General features: G+C 44.5%; 13 protein-coding genes. 6 read left to right on the forward strand and 7 right to left on the reverse strand.

The genetic code is table 11. The features are described from left to right. The first annotated feature begins 40 nt into the window (after nt 1-40). A complete protein-coding gene (gene aroE, locus HYU97_11025) occupies nt 41-898 on the forward strand; it encodes a shikimate dehydrogenase (protein MBI2337279.1) in 858 nt (285 codons plus the stop codon). A 184-nt stretch (nt 899-1,082) separates the two neighbouring features. Here aroE and uvrB read toward each other — a convergent pair whose 3' ends face one another. Then, complete coding sequence (gene uvrB / locus HYU97_11030) at nt 1,083-3,065, reverse strand: excinuclease ABC subunit UvrB (protein MBI2337280.1); 1,983 nt, start codon at nt 3,063-3,065, stop codon at nt 1,083-1,085. A 117-nt stretch (nt 3,066-3,182) separates the two neighbouring features. On the opposite strand from uvrB, the gene HYU97_11035 reads away from it, so the two are divergent. Further along, nucleotides 3,183-3,431: a hypothetical protein gene (locus tag HYU97_11035; GenBank protein ID MBI2337281.1), complete on the forward strand. Its 249-nt coding sequence runs from the start codon at nt 3,183-3,185 to the stop codon at nt 3,429-3,431. A gap of 380 nt (nt 3,432-3,811) precedes the next feature. Here the strand turns inward: HYU97_11035 and HYU97_11040 are convergent, their stop codons facing one another. The 5 genes from HYU97_11040 to HYU97_11060 form a co-directional block, all read right to left on the reverse strand. Continuing rightward, nucleotides 3,812-5,272, reverse strand: coding sequence for a cysteine--tRNA ligase (locus HYU97_11040; GenBank protein ID MBI2337282.1), 1,461 nt, complete (start codon nt 5,270-5,272; stop codon nt 3,812-3,814). Further along, on the reverse strand, nt 5,253-6,680 hold the full coding sequence (locus HYU97_11045; GenBank protein MBI2337283.1) for a glutamate--tRNA ligase: 1,428 nt from the start codon (nt 6,678-6,680) through the stop codon (nt 5,253-5,255). The genes HYU97_11040 and HYU97_11045 overlap by 20 nt, the downstream gene beginning before the upstream one ends. A 164-nt stretch (nt 6,681-6,844) precedes the next feature. Further along, the gene (locus HYU97_11050; GenBank protein MBI2337284.1) at nt 6,845-7,321 is read right to left on the reverse strand and encodes a 2-C-methyl-D-erythritol 2,4-cyclodiphosphate synthase; all 477 of its coding nucleotides are present in this window, start codon (nt 7,319-7,321) and stop codon (nt 6,845-6,847) included. Continuing rightward, nucleotides 7,321-8,016 (reverse strand): 2-C-methyl-D-erythritol 4-phosphate cytidylyltransferase, encoded by a 696-nt coding sequence (gene ispD, locus HYU97_11055; protein ID MBI2337285.1) that lies wholly within the window; start codon nt 8,014-8,016, stop codon nt 7,321-7,323. Before ispD ends, HYU97_11050 begins: the two co-directional genes overlap by 1 nt. Before the next feature lie 278 nt (nt 8,017-8,294). Then, nucleotides 8,295-8,840, reverse strand: a complete 546-nt coding sequence (locus tag HYU97_11060; protein ID MBI2337286.1) for a CarD family transcriptional regulator — start codon at nt 8,838-8,840, stop codon at nt 8,295-8,297. 318 nt (nt 8,841-9,158) lie between these two features. Between HYU97_11060 and HYU97_11065 the strand changes: the two genes are divergently transcribed. Together HYU97_11065 and HYU97_11070 are read left to right on the forward strand one after the other, a co-directional pair. Continuing rightward, nucleotides 9,159-10,460, forward strand: coding sequence for a nucleotide sugar dehydrogenase (locus HYU97_11065; protein MBI2337287.1), 1,302 nt, complete (start codon nt 9,159-9,161; stop codon nt 10,458-10,460). Between the two features lie 60 nt (nt 10,461-10,520). Further along, nucleotides 10,521-11,444 carry a sugar kinase gene (locus tag HYU97_11070; GenBank protein ID MBI2337288.1) on the forward strand — a complete coding sequence of 308 codons (924 nt, stop codon included), beginning with the start codon at nt 10,521-10,523 and terminating at the stop codon, nt 11,442-11,444. Here the strand turns inward: HYU97_11070 and HYU97_11075 are convergent. Further along, nucleotides 11,380-11,802 carry a VOC family protein gene (locus HYU97_11075; protein MBI2337289.1) on the reverse strand — a complete coding sequence of 141 codons (423 nt, stop codon included), beginning with the start codon at nt 11,800-11,802 and terminating at the stop codon, nt 11,380-11,382. The genes HYU97_11070 and HYU97_11075 overlap by 65 nt on opposite strands. Before the next feature lie 340 nt (nt 11,803-12,142). Between HYU97_11075 and HYU97_11080 the strand changes: the two genes are divergently transcribed. Continuing rightward, nucleotides 12,143-12,826, forward strand: coding sequence for a class I SAM-dependent methyltransferase (locus HYU97_11080; GenBank protein ID MBI2337290.1), 684 nt, complete (start codon nt 12,143-12,145; stop codon nt 12,824-12,826). A gap of 199 nt (nt 12,827-13,025) precedes the next feature. Beyond that, on the forward strand, nt 13,026-13,463 hold a 438-nt coding region (locus HYU97_11085), incomplete at its 3' end, for a hypothetical protein (GenBank protein ID MBI2337291.1).

Here is a 13,463-nt window from a genome sequence, read left to right on the forward strand (position 1 = left end):
TAGCTGGCCCCTTTTTGGTAAAAACGATAACCTGCCCCCTATGCTTTTGCCAAAAACTAAACTCTTCATCATCGGGCATCCCATTGGCCACAGCCTTTCGCCGCCCATGCAAATGGCTGTATTAAAAAAACTAAACTTGCGTTATAGTTATTCAAGTGTTGAAGTCTTACCCGAAGAATTGCCTCTTTTTATACGAAAAATCCGTCAAAACCCTTATTATTTGGGCTTCAATGCTACCCTTCCCCATAAAGAAACCCTCATACCCTTCTTAGACTACGTGTGCCCCGAGGCAAGCCTGATCAGTGCGGTTAATACGGTCGTGGTACGCAATAAGCGGCTGTTGGGTTTTAACACCGATGGCAACGGGTTCATTCAAGGCTTAAAGTTAAACTCTAAGTTTGAGCCCTTTGACAAAAATATTGTTTTATTAGGGGCAGGCGGGGCCAGCCGAGCCATTGCCATTAACCTGCTTAAAGCAAACTGCAAAAAATTGTCGATCTATAATCGCCATTTCAATCGGGCCCATGAACTGGTGAGCTATTTGAAACCAGTATTTCCTGGTATCACCCTAGAGGCCTTAGCACTTGATGTGTTACCCGAGGGGGATCAACTCGAAAACGCAGACCTATTGGTGAATGCCACCAGCCTTGGTCTCCAGGGAACGCAATTTAACGATTTTCCCTGGGCAAAACTAAAAACCACCTGCGTGGTAAGTGACATTGTCTACAACCCCCTTCACACGCACTTTTTAATTGAAGCAGAAAAGCGCGGGTTACCCATCCTTACTGGCGACTTTATGCTGGTGCACCAAGGTGCCCTAGCCTTTGAACTATGGACCGGCCACAAGCCCCCCATCAAAACCATGCACCAAGCGCTCTTGCACGCTTTGAATAAATAAGAAGTCTTTTCAAAGTGAGTAGGGCGACTGCTTTACTTGGCCATTCGCGGAAGCGCCGGGGCCCCAATGCGGGCTGGCCGGTGAGGATGCGCCGGTTATACCGGAAGGATTCCATGCCGGCCAGCCCCATTAGGTCGAAGCTTACGCGTCGGCTTCACCAAGGTGCGGTCTTGCTCAGAGATGCTCAATTTAATAATTCAAGTTTACGCAGCAAAGCGATTTGGTCTCGTAATTGGGCGGCCTGTTCAAATTCAAGATTGCCCGCAGCCTTTTTCATTTCTTTCTTCAATTTTTCAATATGCCCAGGAATTTTCTCTTTAGGCAAGGCCGCTAATTCAGGCGATTCTTGCGCCATGAGTTTCTCTTCAACATTCTGGGCTGGCAAAATATCTTTGATGAGTTTTTGAATCGATCGCGGAGTGATATGATGGTCTTGATTATATTTGGTTTGAATTTCCCGGCGCCGCTTAGTTTCTTGAATGGCGTATGCCATCGACCGAGTAATTTGATCAGCAAACATGACCACCTGCCCATTGAGATTGCGCGCCGCTCGGCCACAGGTTTGCACCAGCGACTTCCCACTCCGCAAAAATCCTTCTTTATCGGCATCTAAAATAGCCACCAGCGAAACTTCTGGCAAATCAAGCCCCTCTCGAAGCAAATTAATCCCTACGATAATATCAAAAATCCCCTTGCGTAGGTCTCTAATAATTTCTACCCGTTCAATATTTTCAATTTCAGAATGAAGATAACGCACCTTCATGCCAATATCTTGCAAATATTTGCTCAAATCCTCGGCCATCTTTTTAGTTAAAGTCGTGACCAAAACCCGTTCTCCCTTGGCAACTCTGCCACGGCACAGGGCCACCAGCTCATCCACTTGGTTCTTCACGGGCAAAACGATAATTTCTGGATCGATCAAACCCGTAGGCCGCACAATTTGTTCAACAATCGCCCCTTGGCTTTTACCCAACTCATAGTCACCCGGCGTTGCTGAAACATAAACGACTTGATGAACGAGTTGTTCAAACTCTTCAAACTTTAGTGGTCGATTATCCAAGGCCGAAGGTAGGCGAAACCCATATTCCACTAAATTCATTTTTCGCGAACGGTCGCCAGGGTACATGCCCCCCACTTGGGGAATGCTGATATGAGATTCATCCACCACCAATAAAAAATCTTTTGGAAAATAATCTAACAACGTTGGCGGAGGTTGGCCTGGCCCACGGCCGGTTAAATGCCGCGAATAGTTTTCAATGCCTTTACAAAAACCAATCTCTTCCATCAACTCAAGGTCATAATTCGTGCGTTGTTCAATACGCTGGGCCTCCAGCGGGCGATTGCACTCTTGAAAATGTTGCACCCGGGTTTTCAATTCTTCACGGATAGTCACCAGGGCCTTTTTTAACAAGTGATCCCAAGTAACATAGTGGCTTGCTGGATAAATGGCGGTTTTTTCTAATTCTTGAATCTCTTTGCCCAGCAAAGGGTCAAATTCAACCAGGCGATCAATTTCATCCCCGAAAAATTCCACCCTGATGGCCCTGGCTTCTTCATGGGCAGGGAAAATTTCTAAACTATCACCTCGCAAGCGAAAGGTTCCCCGGTGAAAATCAATATCGTTACGCACATATTGAATTTTTACTAAATCTTGCAAAATATTTTGGCGAGCTAATCCCCTACCCTTTTCCAAAAAAACCAATAAACCATGATAAGCCTCGGGAGAACCCAACCCATAAATACAAGAAACGCTGGCCACAATGATAACATCGTTACGTTCAAACAGAGCCCGCGTCGCATCGTGGCGCATTTTGTCGATAGCCTCATTAAGGCTAGAATCTTTTTCAATATAAAGATCGCGGCTCGGCAGATAGGCCTCGGGCTGATAATAATCGTAGTAACTCACAAAATATTTGACGGCATTTTCTGGAAAAAATTCTTGAAACTCCGAATAAAGCTGAGCCGCCAGCGTTTTATTGGGAGCTAAAACCAAAGTTGGTCTTTGCACTTGGGCAATAACATTGGCCAGAGTAAAAGTCTTACCACTCCCTGTCACCCCCAAAAGGGTCTGATACTCACACCCAGCCACCAAACCTTCAACCAACTTTTCTATGGCCTCCGGTTGATCACCCGCCGGCTTAAAATCTGCATGCAATTTGAATTTCATATCTCAACCTTACATCATAAAAAAAAAGATACAAGAAGCCCCTGATTCCCAAAATAGTTATTGAATTGTATATACTAAATGTATTACACTACTAATCAAGTAAGGAGGGTAAATTAAATGACAAAAATTAAATTAAACGAATACGAACGAACCGTTGAAAAGGATCTTATTAGAGGCAAATTCCACCCCGTAAGTTCTATGGAATTTGAAAGTATCGCTAGAGCCATCACGCAAAGAAAAAAAGATGCTGTTTTAAATATCCGAATCAACAATCAAGATTTAAAACAATTAAAACTCAAAGCTAAAAAACTAGGGGTCCCTTATCAAACTTTCATTTCAGAAATATTGCGTCGTTTCGCGGCATAATTCTATTTAAATTTTATTTATAAGGATAAGATTTTAACCTATCAAAATATTTACACAAAGTTTTTTTGAAAAGTAAGTGGGGCCTATCCTTGTTTGAAAACATTGCGCAGGAGCGAACCCGTAGGAGGACTAAAAAATTCTATTGTTTTTGTGAATTAGAGGACGACAGAGGAGTAATCTAATTCACAAAAAAACAAAGAATTTTTTAGTCCGAGTAGGGATCGCGGTGCGCGTTTGAAAACAAGGATAGGCCCCACTTACTTTTCAAAAAGACGTGACCCTATTTGCAGATGAATTGGAAGATTCTTCACCATCATGGGTCCCTGCCTTCGCAGGGATGACATTGCTCAGAATAATAGAGGTGGGCTCGCAATGACAGCTTATTTAAACCGCCATTCGGTGCCGGTGGGGTTGTCTTTAATTAAGACTCCTTTTTCTTGAAGCTGGTCGCGAATTTGATCAGCCTGTTTCCAATCTTTATTTTTACGCGCTATTTCTCGTTGTTGAATTAAATTTAAAATTTCAGCTTCGGATATAGGCGCTGTGTTTGCTTTTAAGGCTTGCCACTCCTTAAAATAGTCTTCGGATTTCATACCAAACAAACCCAAAACTTTGTCGTAAATTTGTAATTGCGATAAAAAAGCCAGCGCTGCAGCTACCTGCAAAACCTTGTCTTTGCCATCGTTGAGCAACCGAAATACTTCGCGCACTACCTCAAACAAATTGCCCAATGCCATGGCTGAATTAAAATCATCGTTCATCGCCGTTGCAAAGGCGCCACTTAGATTATTAATTTTTTCTAAAGCCGCTGTTTTAGCTTTATCAAGAGGTTGTGAGTTGGTTTGGCCTTTCAGTTCGCCCTCGGCTAATCTTTTACATTCATAAATCCGCTCCACGCTTGATTCAGCTTGCTTGAGATTTTGATCCGTATAATCCAGCGGCGAACTATAATGCGAAGAAAGTAAAAAATAACGTATCACCTCACGGGGGTATTTTTTCAAAACCTCGCGGATGGTTAAAATATTCCCCGTCGACTTGCTCATTTTTTCGGTATTCAAATTCACAAACCCGTTATGGATCCAATAGCGCACAAATTCTTTGCCTGTGGTACCCTCCGATTGAGCAATTTCATTTTCATGATGAGGAAAAATTAAATCGCGCCCACCCCCATGAATATCAACTTGTTCCCCCAACAACTGAGTGCTCATCACGGAACATTCAATATGCCAGCCTGGCCTGCCGGGGCCAAAGGGCGAAGGCCACGTAGGCTCACCAGGTTTGGCCGCTTTCCACAAGGCAAAATCGAGGGGGTCTTTTTTTTGTTCGCCAATTTCAATACGTGCACCAGATTCTAATTCTTCTAAATTTTTGTGCGATAATTTCCCATAATCTTTTTTACTACGCACGGCATAGTAAACATCGCCACCGGCCTGATAAGCGTGCCCCTTATCCATCAAGGTTTGAATCATTTGAACCATATGGGGAATAAAATCGGTGGCCTTGGGTTCAAAGCCTGGGGCAAGATTTCCTAAACTCGTCATGTCTTCATGAAAGGCCTGAATAAATTGCGCGGTGATTTGTTGCCAAGGGGTTTGAGTGCTTTGACTCTTTTTAATAATTTTATCATCGATGTCGGTAAAATTACGCACATAGGTCACGGTGTAACCTTGGTGAGTAAGATACCGATAAATCATATCAAACACCACACTGGCGCGGGCGTGCCCCAAGTGACAATAATCGTAAACCGTAACCCCACAGACATACATCCCAACACGTTGCGGGTGGAGGGAAATAAATTCCTCTTTTTGTTTGGTAAGGGAATTATAAAGGCAAAGTGGCATTGTCTAATCTTTGCAAGATTTCGGTTTTGGGAAAGAGTTTAAATAAATTGGCCAACTCAGGGCCCTCACTGGCACCGGTTAAGGCAATGCGAAAAGGCATAAAAAGCCCCTTGCCTTTGGCCTTGGTAGCCGCCTTTACCTTTTCAATGGTTTGCGCATAGCTTTCGTCACCAAAAGGTGAATCGATGGTTTCGATCACTTGCTTATAGGCCAATAAAACTTTTTTTGCCTCAGGTGTGATAAGAATATTTTTTAGCTCTTCAGGAAATGCTTGGGGCCGCTGTAAAATAATAGCCACCACGTGGGTGATTTCTGCCAAAGTGCGCCCATTATGCCGGCTGGCTAACGCAACCTCCAAGGCATTATCCGGCAATTCACCCAATTTAGCTTGAAGATGAGATTTTATTGCCTCACAAAATTGCTCAGGCGAAAGTTGATCTAAATAATGTTTGTTAAGATGTTTCATTTTTTCAAAATCAAAAATCGCACTCGAGCGACCCACGCGTGATAAATTAAATTTTTGCGTCATTTCGGAAAGCGTCATGATTTCTTGAGCATCTTCGGGCGCCCAACCTAGTAAGGTCACATAATTAACCACGGCTTCTTTTAAATATCCTTCTTGCTTAAGCGCTGCAACGGAGGTGGAACCATGGCGTTTGGATAATAACTGACGATCTGGCCCCAAGATTAAGGGCAAATGGCCATATTGTGGAACCTCTACCCCCCAAGCTTGGAACAGAGCGATTTGGCGGGGAGTGTTGGACATGCCATCTTCACCCCGAATCACATGCGTAATCTTCATGAGGTAGTCATCGAGGGCTGAAGCAAAGAGATAAACCGGATCCCCATTAGAGCGAAAAATCACAAAGTCGCCCATAGAATTGGTATCAAAACTTTTATCGCCATAAACTAAATCGTGAAATTTAATCACTTGCGGAGTCAAATGAAACCGAATCGAAGGCTTGCGGCCCTCGGAAAGTAGCTGCTCTTTTTGTTCTGGGGTTAACTGCCGACACTTGCCACTGTATTTAGGCGTTTTACTGGCATTGAGGGCCTTAATCTTTTCGGCCTCGAGCTCATCATGAGTGCAATAACACGGATAAACCTTGCCTTGCGCTTGCAGCTTTTCTAAATATTCCCGATAAAGTGAAGACCGTTCAGACTGACGATAAGGGCCATGAGCCCCACCGGCCCGAGGCGATTCTTCAAATTCAATCCCCAACCAAGCCAAATCGGTATAAATGGAATCTTCAAAATTTTGGGTGGACCGCTCTTTATCGGTATCTTCGATACGCAAGACACAAACCCCTTGCTGATGCTTAGCAAATAAATAATTAAATAATGCGGTGCGAATATTACCTAAATGCAATTCCCCCGTGGGGCTGGGAGCAAACCTTACTCGTGTCATATGGGTACCTCTAAATAACTCGATTTTTGAAAACCCCTAAAAAGGGCTCAGATGCAAGGCGCCCGCAAAGACGCGACCGGAGCGTATATGCAAATACGTGAGGATCGCGTCTTTGCGGGCAACGCCGCAGATGAGCCCTTTTTAGGGGTTTTCATATGTTGTTCCTATCTTTTTATAAGCAAAATAATGGCCTGCACCGCTATGCCCTCGCCTGCACCAATGCTACCCAAACCATTGGCCGTTGAAGCCTTGATACTTACCTGATTAAGTTCAATATTCAAGTCTTCCGCAATATTTTGCCGCATGGGATCGATATAAGAGCGAAGTTTGGGCCGTTCGGCCATGACCACACAATCTAAATTAGCGATCCCATAATGTTGCTCTTGCACTAAACGATAGCACTCTTTTAAAAGCACCCGGCTCGAAATCCCCCGATAACGTGGGTCGGTATCGGGAAAATGTTTACCCAAATCACCTAAATTCAAAGCCCCCAACAAGGCATCACAAAGGGCATGCAAAACCGCATCGGCATCGGAGTGCCCCTTAAGCCCCTTTTCAAAGGGAATTTCAACTCCCCCTAAGATCAAAGGCCGACCTGGCACCAAGGGATGGATGTCATAACCTAGGCCAATTCGATACATCATAATACCTTTTTTCTCTGACCTAAGATGAGTTGTTCTGCAAGTTCAAAATCAAGCAGCGTAGTTATTTTGAAATTTCGAGGACTGCCTGAGGCCAATCGAACTTTGACCCCAATAGATTCCATTAGGGCTGCTTCGTCGGTGACCTCTAGACGATTAGCCTTGGCATAGGCAAAACCTTGTTCTAAAAGATCACGGCGAAACACTTGTGGGGTTTGACTTTGATAAAGCCCTTGCCGATTCACCGTATTTTTCACATATCCTTCGTTATCAGCCTTTTTTAAAGTATCGGCGATAGGGGTGGCTGCCACAGCTGCCCCCGTGCTTTGAGCAGCTTTAAGTGTTTCTTTAACAATAAATTCATCGACCAAAGGGCGAGCGGCATCGTGGATCAAAATCCACTTAGCAGTCACGGGAATCGCAGCCAAACCTTGCAACACAGAATCTTGACGCAATTTTCCCCCAGCTACCACGGTTAAGCGACCATGCCACGACTTTTGATAAGCAGTATAATAAGCCTGTGGAAAAACCAAAATAATACCTTCGATTTCAGGGAGTTGGCTAAGACAATTTAAACTATATTCAAAGAGAGGCCGCCCAGCCATTGGTAAAAACTGCTTAGGCTCTTGGGTACCAAAACGCAGGCCCTGGCCCCCCGCCACCACGATCGCCCAAATTGAATTTGAAGATCCCATAAATATTTGTAAAAAAGTCTTTTCGAAGTATGACGCTGTCATTGCGAGCGAGCCCCGTTGGCGAGCGTGGCAATCTCATCGCTTAGGCAGAAGAGATTATTTCGTCCCCTCGACAGACTCGGGATAAACTCCGACTCCTCGATGACAGATGCCCTCATAGGCCGACCGGGCGCGGGTTCTCAATAGGCCCCTACTAACTTCGAAAAGACGTGGCGAAGAATTGGCAGAATAAAATGGAAGATTCTTCACCCGCTTAAGTTCAGAATGACATTATTAGATTAGACAGCTCTAAAGATTTCTTCGATATCTTCGTATATCTTTCTTTCTTGGCGCCCTTCAGAAATTGCCAACTCTTTCACTAAGAGCGTCTTGGCAGTATCTAGCATTTTACGTTCTCCAAAGGAGAGCTCTTTCTCGCGCTTGAGTAACGACAAATCTCTTAACACCTCGGCAATTTCATAAACCGAACCGGTTTTTATTTTATCCATGTAGTCGCGGTAACGGCGATTCCAGGTTTGATGATCGAGGGTAATATCGCGTTGGCGCATGACTTCATAAACGCCATCTACTTCAGACTCCGCAATCACTTCACGCAACCCAACACTATTGACGTTGGTGGTGGGAACCATGATTTTCATGCCACTATCGAGGATTTGGAGCACATAGAAAGTTTGATTACTCCCTGAGATCTCACGACTCTCGACACTTTTAATTTCCCCTACCCCATGGGCTGGATAAACTGCCTTATCACCCACCTTAAAGGGTAACCCTTTAAGCGAAAATTTTTTGGATCGAACGGTTTCTTTGACCAGGGACTTTCCCATTGAAGCTCCTCTTCTTGATAATTAACAATTGATTAGAAAAGAACTTTCCCTTATATAAACGGGCCGACTGTTTAACATAAAAAACGCCCAGGGTCAAACGCTTCTTGCTGCTTGGCACGTTCTAAGACCCCAGACCACAGGGTGAAACGATGAAAGACCCCCGATGGACTTTTAGCAATTTGCCTTATGATCTAAGCCAGTTATTGAGTTATTCGGTTTTTAGATTAGACCCTCAACGCAAGTAATTTATCGGAAAGTTGATTAATAAGTTTCGTAAATTTTCGGTTACTTAAGTTATAAGTAGGAGAAAAATTAAGCGTGCATCAAACCTTAGAAAATAAAATTGCCAAGCGTTCCGCTAATATTGCGGTAATTGGCCTAGGTTATGTGGGGCTGCCATTAGCGGTGGGATTAGCCCAGCAGGGTTTTAAAGTTTTTGGGATTGATACAGACCCCAAAAAAGTTCAAAAACTACAAGCTGGTTTAAGTTATATCCCCGACATCCCGCACTCAAGTATTAAAAAGCTAAAACTCCAACGAAATTTTTTGCCTGGCACCAACTTTCAACCTTTAAGCAAAGCAGACTGCATTATCATTTGTGTGCCTACACCCTTACGCAAAAGTCACGACCCCGACATTTCTTATATTGTCGCCGCAGCGACTCATGTACGCAAGCATCTCCGCAGGGGTCAACTCATCGTTTTAGAAAGCACCTCTTATCCTGGCACCACCGAAGAAGTGTTGCTGCCGCAATTAACTCAAGCGGGGCTTAAAGTGGGCAAAGACTTTTTTTTGGTATTTTCGCCCGAAAGAATTGACCCGGGTAATAAAAAATTTCAATTGCACAACACTCCCAAAATTGTGGGCGGCTGCACGCCTCACTGTACCAAGCTTGCAAGCCTGCTCTACGGTACGATCGTTGGAAAAGTGCACACCGTAAACGACCCCAAAACTGCGGAGATGGCAAAATTGTTGGAAAATACTTTTCGCGCCGTGAATATTGGCCTGGTTAATGAAATTGCCATTATCTGTCACCATCTTCAATTAAACACCTGGGAAGTTTTACAAGCCGCGGCCACCAAGCCTTTTGGTTACATGCCCTTTTACCCAGGGCCAGGTTTAGGCGGCCATTGCATTCCGGTTGACCCACATTATCTTTCTTGGAAACTTCGCACTGTGAATTATCGCACCCGTTTTATTGAATTGGCCACCGAGGTTAATCAAAGCATGCCCAACTATGTTGTGCAAATGTTAGTCAGGGGCTTAAACCAACAACGCAAAGCAATTCTTGGTGCCAAAATACTCATGCTGGGGGTGGCCTATAAAAAAAATGTTTCAGATACCCGCGAGTCACCCGCTTATGAAATTTACCAGCAATTAAAAAATCTGGGCGCTAAGGTTGATTACCACGACCCCTTTGTCCCTTCTTGGAAAACCGAGATCGCTTCGCTCAAATCGATCACCTTCACTCAACGTAGCTTAAAAAAATATGACGCAGGTATTATTGTTGCCGATCACGATAAGGTAGATTATCGATCGTTAGTTGCTGCTTTGCCATTGCTTGTCGACACCCGCAACGCCACACGAAATATTCGGTCTAAAAAGATTTTTAAAATTTAAAGGAGAGATTGCCACGCCCCTTTGGGGCTCGCAATGACAGATCAATAAAAAGGAGCCCTTATGTCATTATTAGTCGTTGGTTCGGTTGCCCTTGATTCGGTTGAAACTCCCTTTGGCAAACACGAACGCATTTTAGGTGGCAGCGCTACGCACTTTAGTGTTGCGGCCAGTTATTTTACCTCGGTTAATTTGGTAGCGGTGGTAGGAAATGATTTTCCCAACAGCCATTTAGAACTTTTTAAAAAACGTCAAATTGGCTTAGAGGGGCTGGAAAAACAAACCGGCCCCACCTTTCATTGGAAAGGCAAATACGAATACGATTTAAACCAAGCAATCACTTTACAAACTCAACTGGGAGTTTTTGAGAGCTTTGACCCTAAAATTCCGAGTAGTCTCAAACAACCTGAATATTTATTTTTAGCCAACATCGATCCTCGCCTCCAATATAAAGTGCTACAACAAATGAGCACACGCCCAAAACTGGTGGCCTTAGACACCATGAATTTTTGGATTCAAAATAGCCTAGAAGATCTTAAAAAAATTATGGCCAAAATTGATTTGCTCATCATCAATGAAGGCGAGGCTCGCCAAATCACGGGCGAATCTAATCTTATGAAGGCATGGAGAAAGATTGCAACATTGGGGCCCAAAACGCTTATTGTTAAACGCGGAGAATATGGCGCCATTATGTTTCAAGATGGCCACGTTTTTTCTGCCCCGGCTTTACCCTTAGAAGAAATCAAAGACCCAACCGGTGCTGGCGATAGCTTTGCCGGGGGAGTCATGGGTTATCTAGCCCGTCTTCAAGCCACAGATTGGAACACCTTAAAACAAGCCATCATCTTTGGCTCTGCCATGGCTAGTTTTAATGTTGAAGATTTTTCGTGCCAGCGCATTGTCAGTTTAAGTTTAGAAGAAATTAACCAGCGGGCTCAAGGCTTTTATCACCTAGCTTCGTTTGAAAGCGACTTGCTTGACAAATAATTTGCACCACCACTCCATCGGGGTCTTTCAAATAAAATGACCTGGCACCATCGCGATGATCTTTGGGTGTTTTGACGATAGGCAACGATAAACTCAAGGCCTTTTGGTAAAACTCATCGACTTCTTGCTTGGTAGAAACCACAAACCCAAAATGATCAAGGCTTTCTAACGGATCTGGCACCTTGGTTTGGGCAACTTGATGCAAGGCCAAATTATCTTGGCCTGCTGTTGTAAGATAAACATTTTCAGGGTTGGGTTCCCAATCAACCTGCATGCCTAAAAAATTTTCATAAAATTCTCGAGACCGTTGCAAATCTTTTACCCGCAACGCAAGATGCCGAATACCTAATTTACTCATACAACAACTCCATGCTACGTATTTTTTAACTACATAAGTTGGTTAGCTTTGAGGAAGGCCCTGCCTAGCCTTGGGGGAGCCATCGCGGAAGCGGCGGGGCCCCCATGCGGGCTAGCCGGCGAGGATGCGCCGAGGCCCGCTTCTGAGCGGGAACGCGGAAGGATTCCGTGCCGGCTAGCCCCATGAGGGTCACCGCTGCAGCGCCGGCTCCCCCAAGGCTAGGCAGGGCCTTCCTCAAAGCTAACTATATACATTGATTGATATGCAAATGAAAAACCTAAAATGGAAGATTCTTCATCATCATGGGTCCCTGCCTTCGCAGGGATGACATTGTTCACATATGGCTGCTGATCTTAAAAATTTTTATCTTGAGAAGCGAGCAGAAGGTTGGCGTTTAGTGGACTCTCGTTGCGCTAAACCTCGATATTTGGAAATTAATTTGCAAAAAGGTAGCCTGGGGTATCGACAAAAACGCTTGACTCAATCGAAAGATCCTTTAAAAAAAATTTTAGGGATTAAGTTCCCCCCTCCTCCTAACACTTATCTCATCGATGCCACCGCGGGCCTAGGCAAAGATGCTTGGTTATTTGCCCAACTGGGGTTACAAGTGTCAGCGATTGAACGCAATGAGCTTCTGTATTCACTCTTGGCTCATGCCCTTAGCCAAAACACTAGCCAAGATTTTTTGAAACTTTATTTTGGTGACAGCCGGCACCTCATCCCTCAGCTCGCTAAAACTCATCACCCAGCCTTTATTTACCTCGACCCCATGTTCCCACCCCGCCTCAAATCGGCCCTCGTAAAAAAGAACATGCAAATGCTAGAAGCCCTGGTGGGAGAAGACCCAGACGCTGAAGAATTGTTAGAGGTTAGTTTAAAACACGCCACCCAACGCGTGATCGTCAAACGCCCTATTTATGCCCCTCCCCTACTGAAAGCCCCTCATTTTTCCAACCCCGGCAAAACCACCCGCTTTGATATTTACCCAACTCACACCCCTCATTTCACACAGATTGAGGTGTAAAGTCCACAGATAGCGCTTCTTTTGTCTAAAGAGTGGTCAAAATATACCAATCTAATCGAATGCTTACAAATTAGGTAAATCTGGCACACATTTTGCTCTGTCTTGTTAATGATGTCATTGCCACGTCATCACGGGCCTTACAGCCCGGGGGATCCATTGGGGTAATTTTTACTACGACCAAGGGGGCTTTGCAGAGCTTATGGGGGAACATGGCGCTTCTGGTATTAATGGTAAGTCACCAGACTATTCAATTCATTTAGATTATTGTCCGATCGAAGAAAATTTTACACGAGGGGCCCAAACTGAGCCTTGCCCAGTGGAGCCAGTGGGGAATCCATTTCCACCTCCTGATGCAACTTATTTAAATAAATCCGCCCAGTGGTTTGCAGCGTGTCATCCTCATTATCAACTGGAATTAAAATCAAATTATGATGGTGCCAGGTCAGATGCCGAGCGTGCCGAGGTTGCTTCTAAAAATGCTCAAGTGGCATTGGCTATGAATGATCAGGCTAGCTTTGAATGTTGGAAGGGCCTTGCATTAGCCGATGCGGCCAAACTACCCCATGGTGAGCTGTTGGCCGTGCCTTTGCTGCAGGCCGATCTTTTAACTTTTGAGGGCAAATATCTTGAGGCAAGC

Source organism: Deltaproteobacteria bacterium (assembly GCA_016183235.1).
Taxonomy (GTDB): Bacteria; UBA10199; UBA10199; order DSSB01; family JACPFA01; genus JACPFA01.

What these genes read in the sequence shown, in the direction of transcription:
- uvrB (MBI2337280.1), bottom strand. Translation starts at nt 3,065, where the DNA reads ATGAAATTCAAATTGCATGCAGATTTTAAGCCGGCGGGTGATCAACCG.
- HYU97_11075 (MBI2337289.1), bottom strand. Translation starts at nt 11,802, where the DNA reads ATGAGTAAATTAGGTATTCGGCATCTTGCGTTGCGGGTAAAAGATTTG.
- aroE (MBI2337279.1), top strand. Translation starts at nt 41, where the DNA reads ATGCTTTTGCCAAAAACTAAACTCTTCATCATCGGGCATCCCATTGGC.
- HYU97_11060 (MBI2337286.1), bottom strand. Translation starts at nt 8,840, where the DNA reads ATGGGAAAGTCCCTGGTCAAAGAAACCGTTCGATCCAAAAAATTTTCG.
- HYU97_11035 (MBI2337281.1), top strand. Translation starts at nt 3,183, where the DNA reads ATGACAAAAATTAAATTAAACGAATACGAACGAACCGTTGAAAAGGAT.
- ispD (MBI2337285.1), bottom strand. Translation starts at nt 8,016, where the DNA reads ATGGGATCTTCAAATTCAATTTGGGCGATCGTGGTGGCGGGGGGCCAG.
- HYU97_11070 (MBI2337288.1), top strand. Translation starts at nt 10,521, where the DNA reads ATGTCATTATTAGTCGTTGGTTCGGTTGCCCTTGATTCGGTTGAAACT.
- HYU97_11050 (MBI2337284.1), bottom strand. Translation starts at nt 7,321, where the DNA reads ATGTATCGAATTGGCCTAGGTTATGACATCCATCCCTTGGTGCCAGGT.
- HYU97_11045 (MBI2337283.1), bottom strand. Translation starts at nt 6,680, where the DNA reads ATGACACGAGTAAGGTTTGCTCCCAGCCCCACGGGGGAATTGCATTTA.
- HYU97_11040 (MBI2337282.1), bottom strand. Translation starts at nt 5,272, where the DNA reads ATGCCACTTTGCCTTTATAATTCCCTTACCAAACAAAAAGAGGAATTT.
- HYU97_11080 (MBI2337290.1), top strand. Translation starts at nt 12,143, where the DNA reads ATGGCTGCTGATCTTAAAAATTTTTATCTTGAGAAGCGAGCAGAAGGT.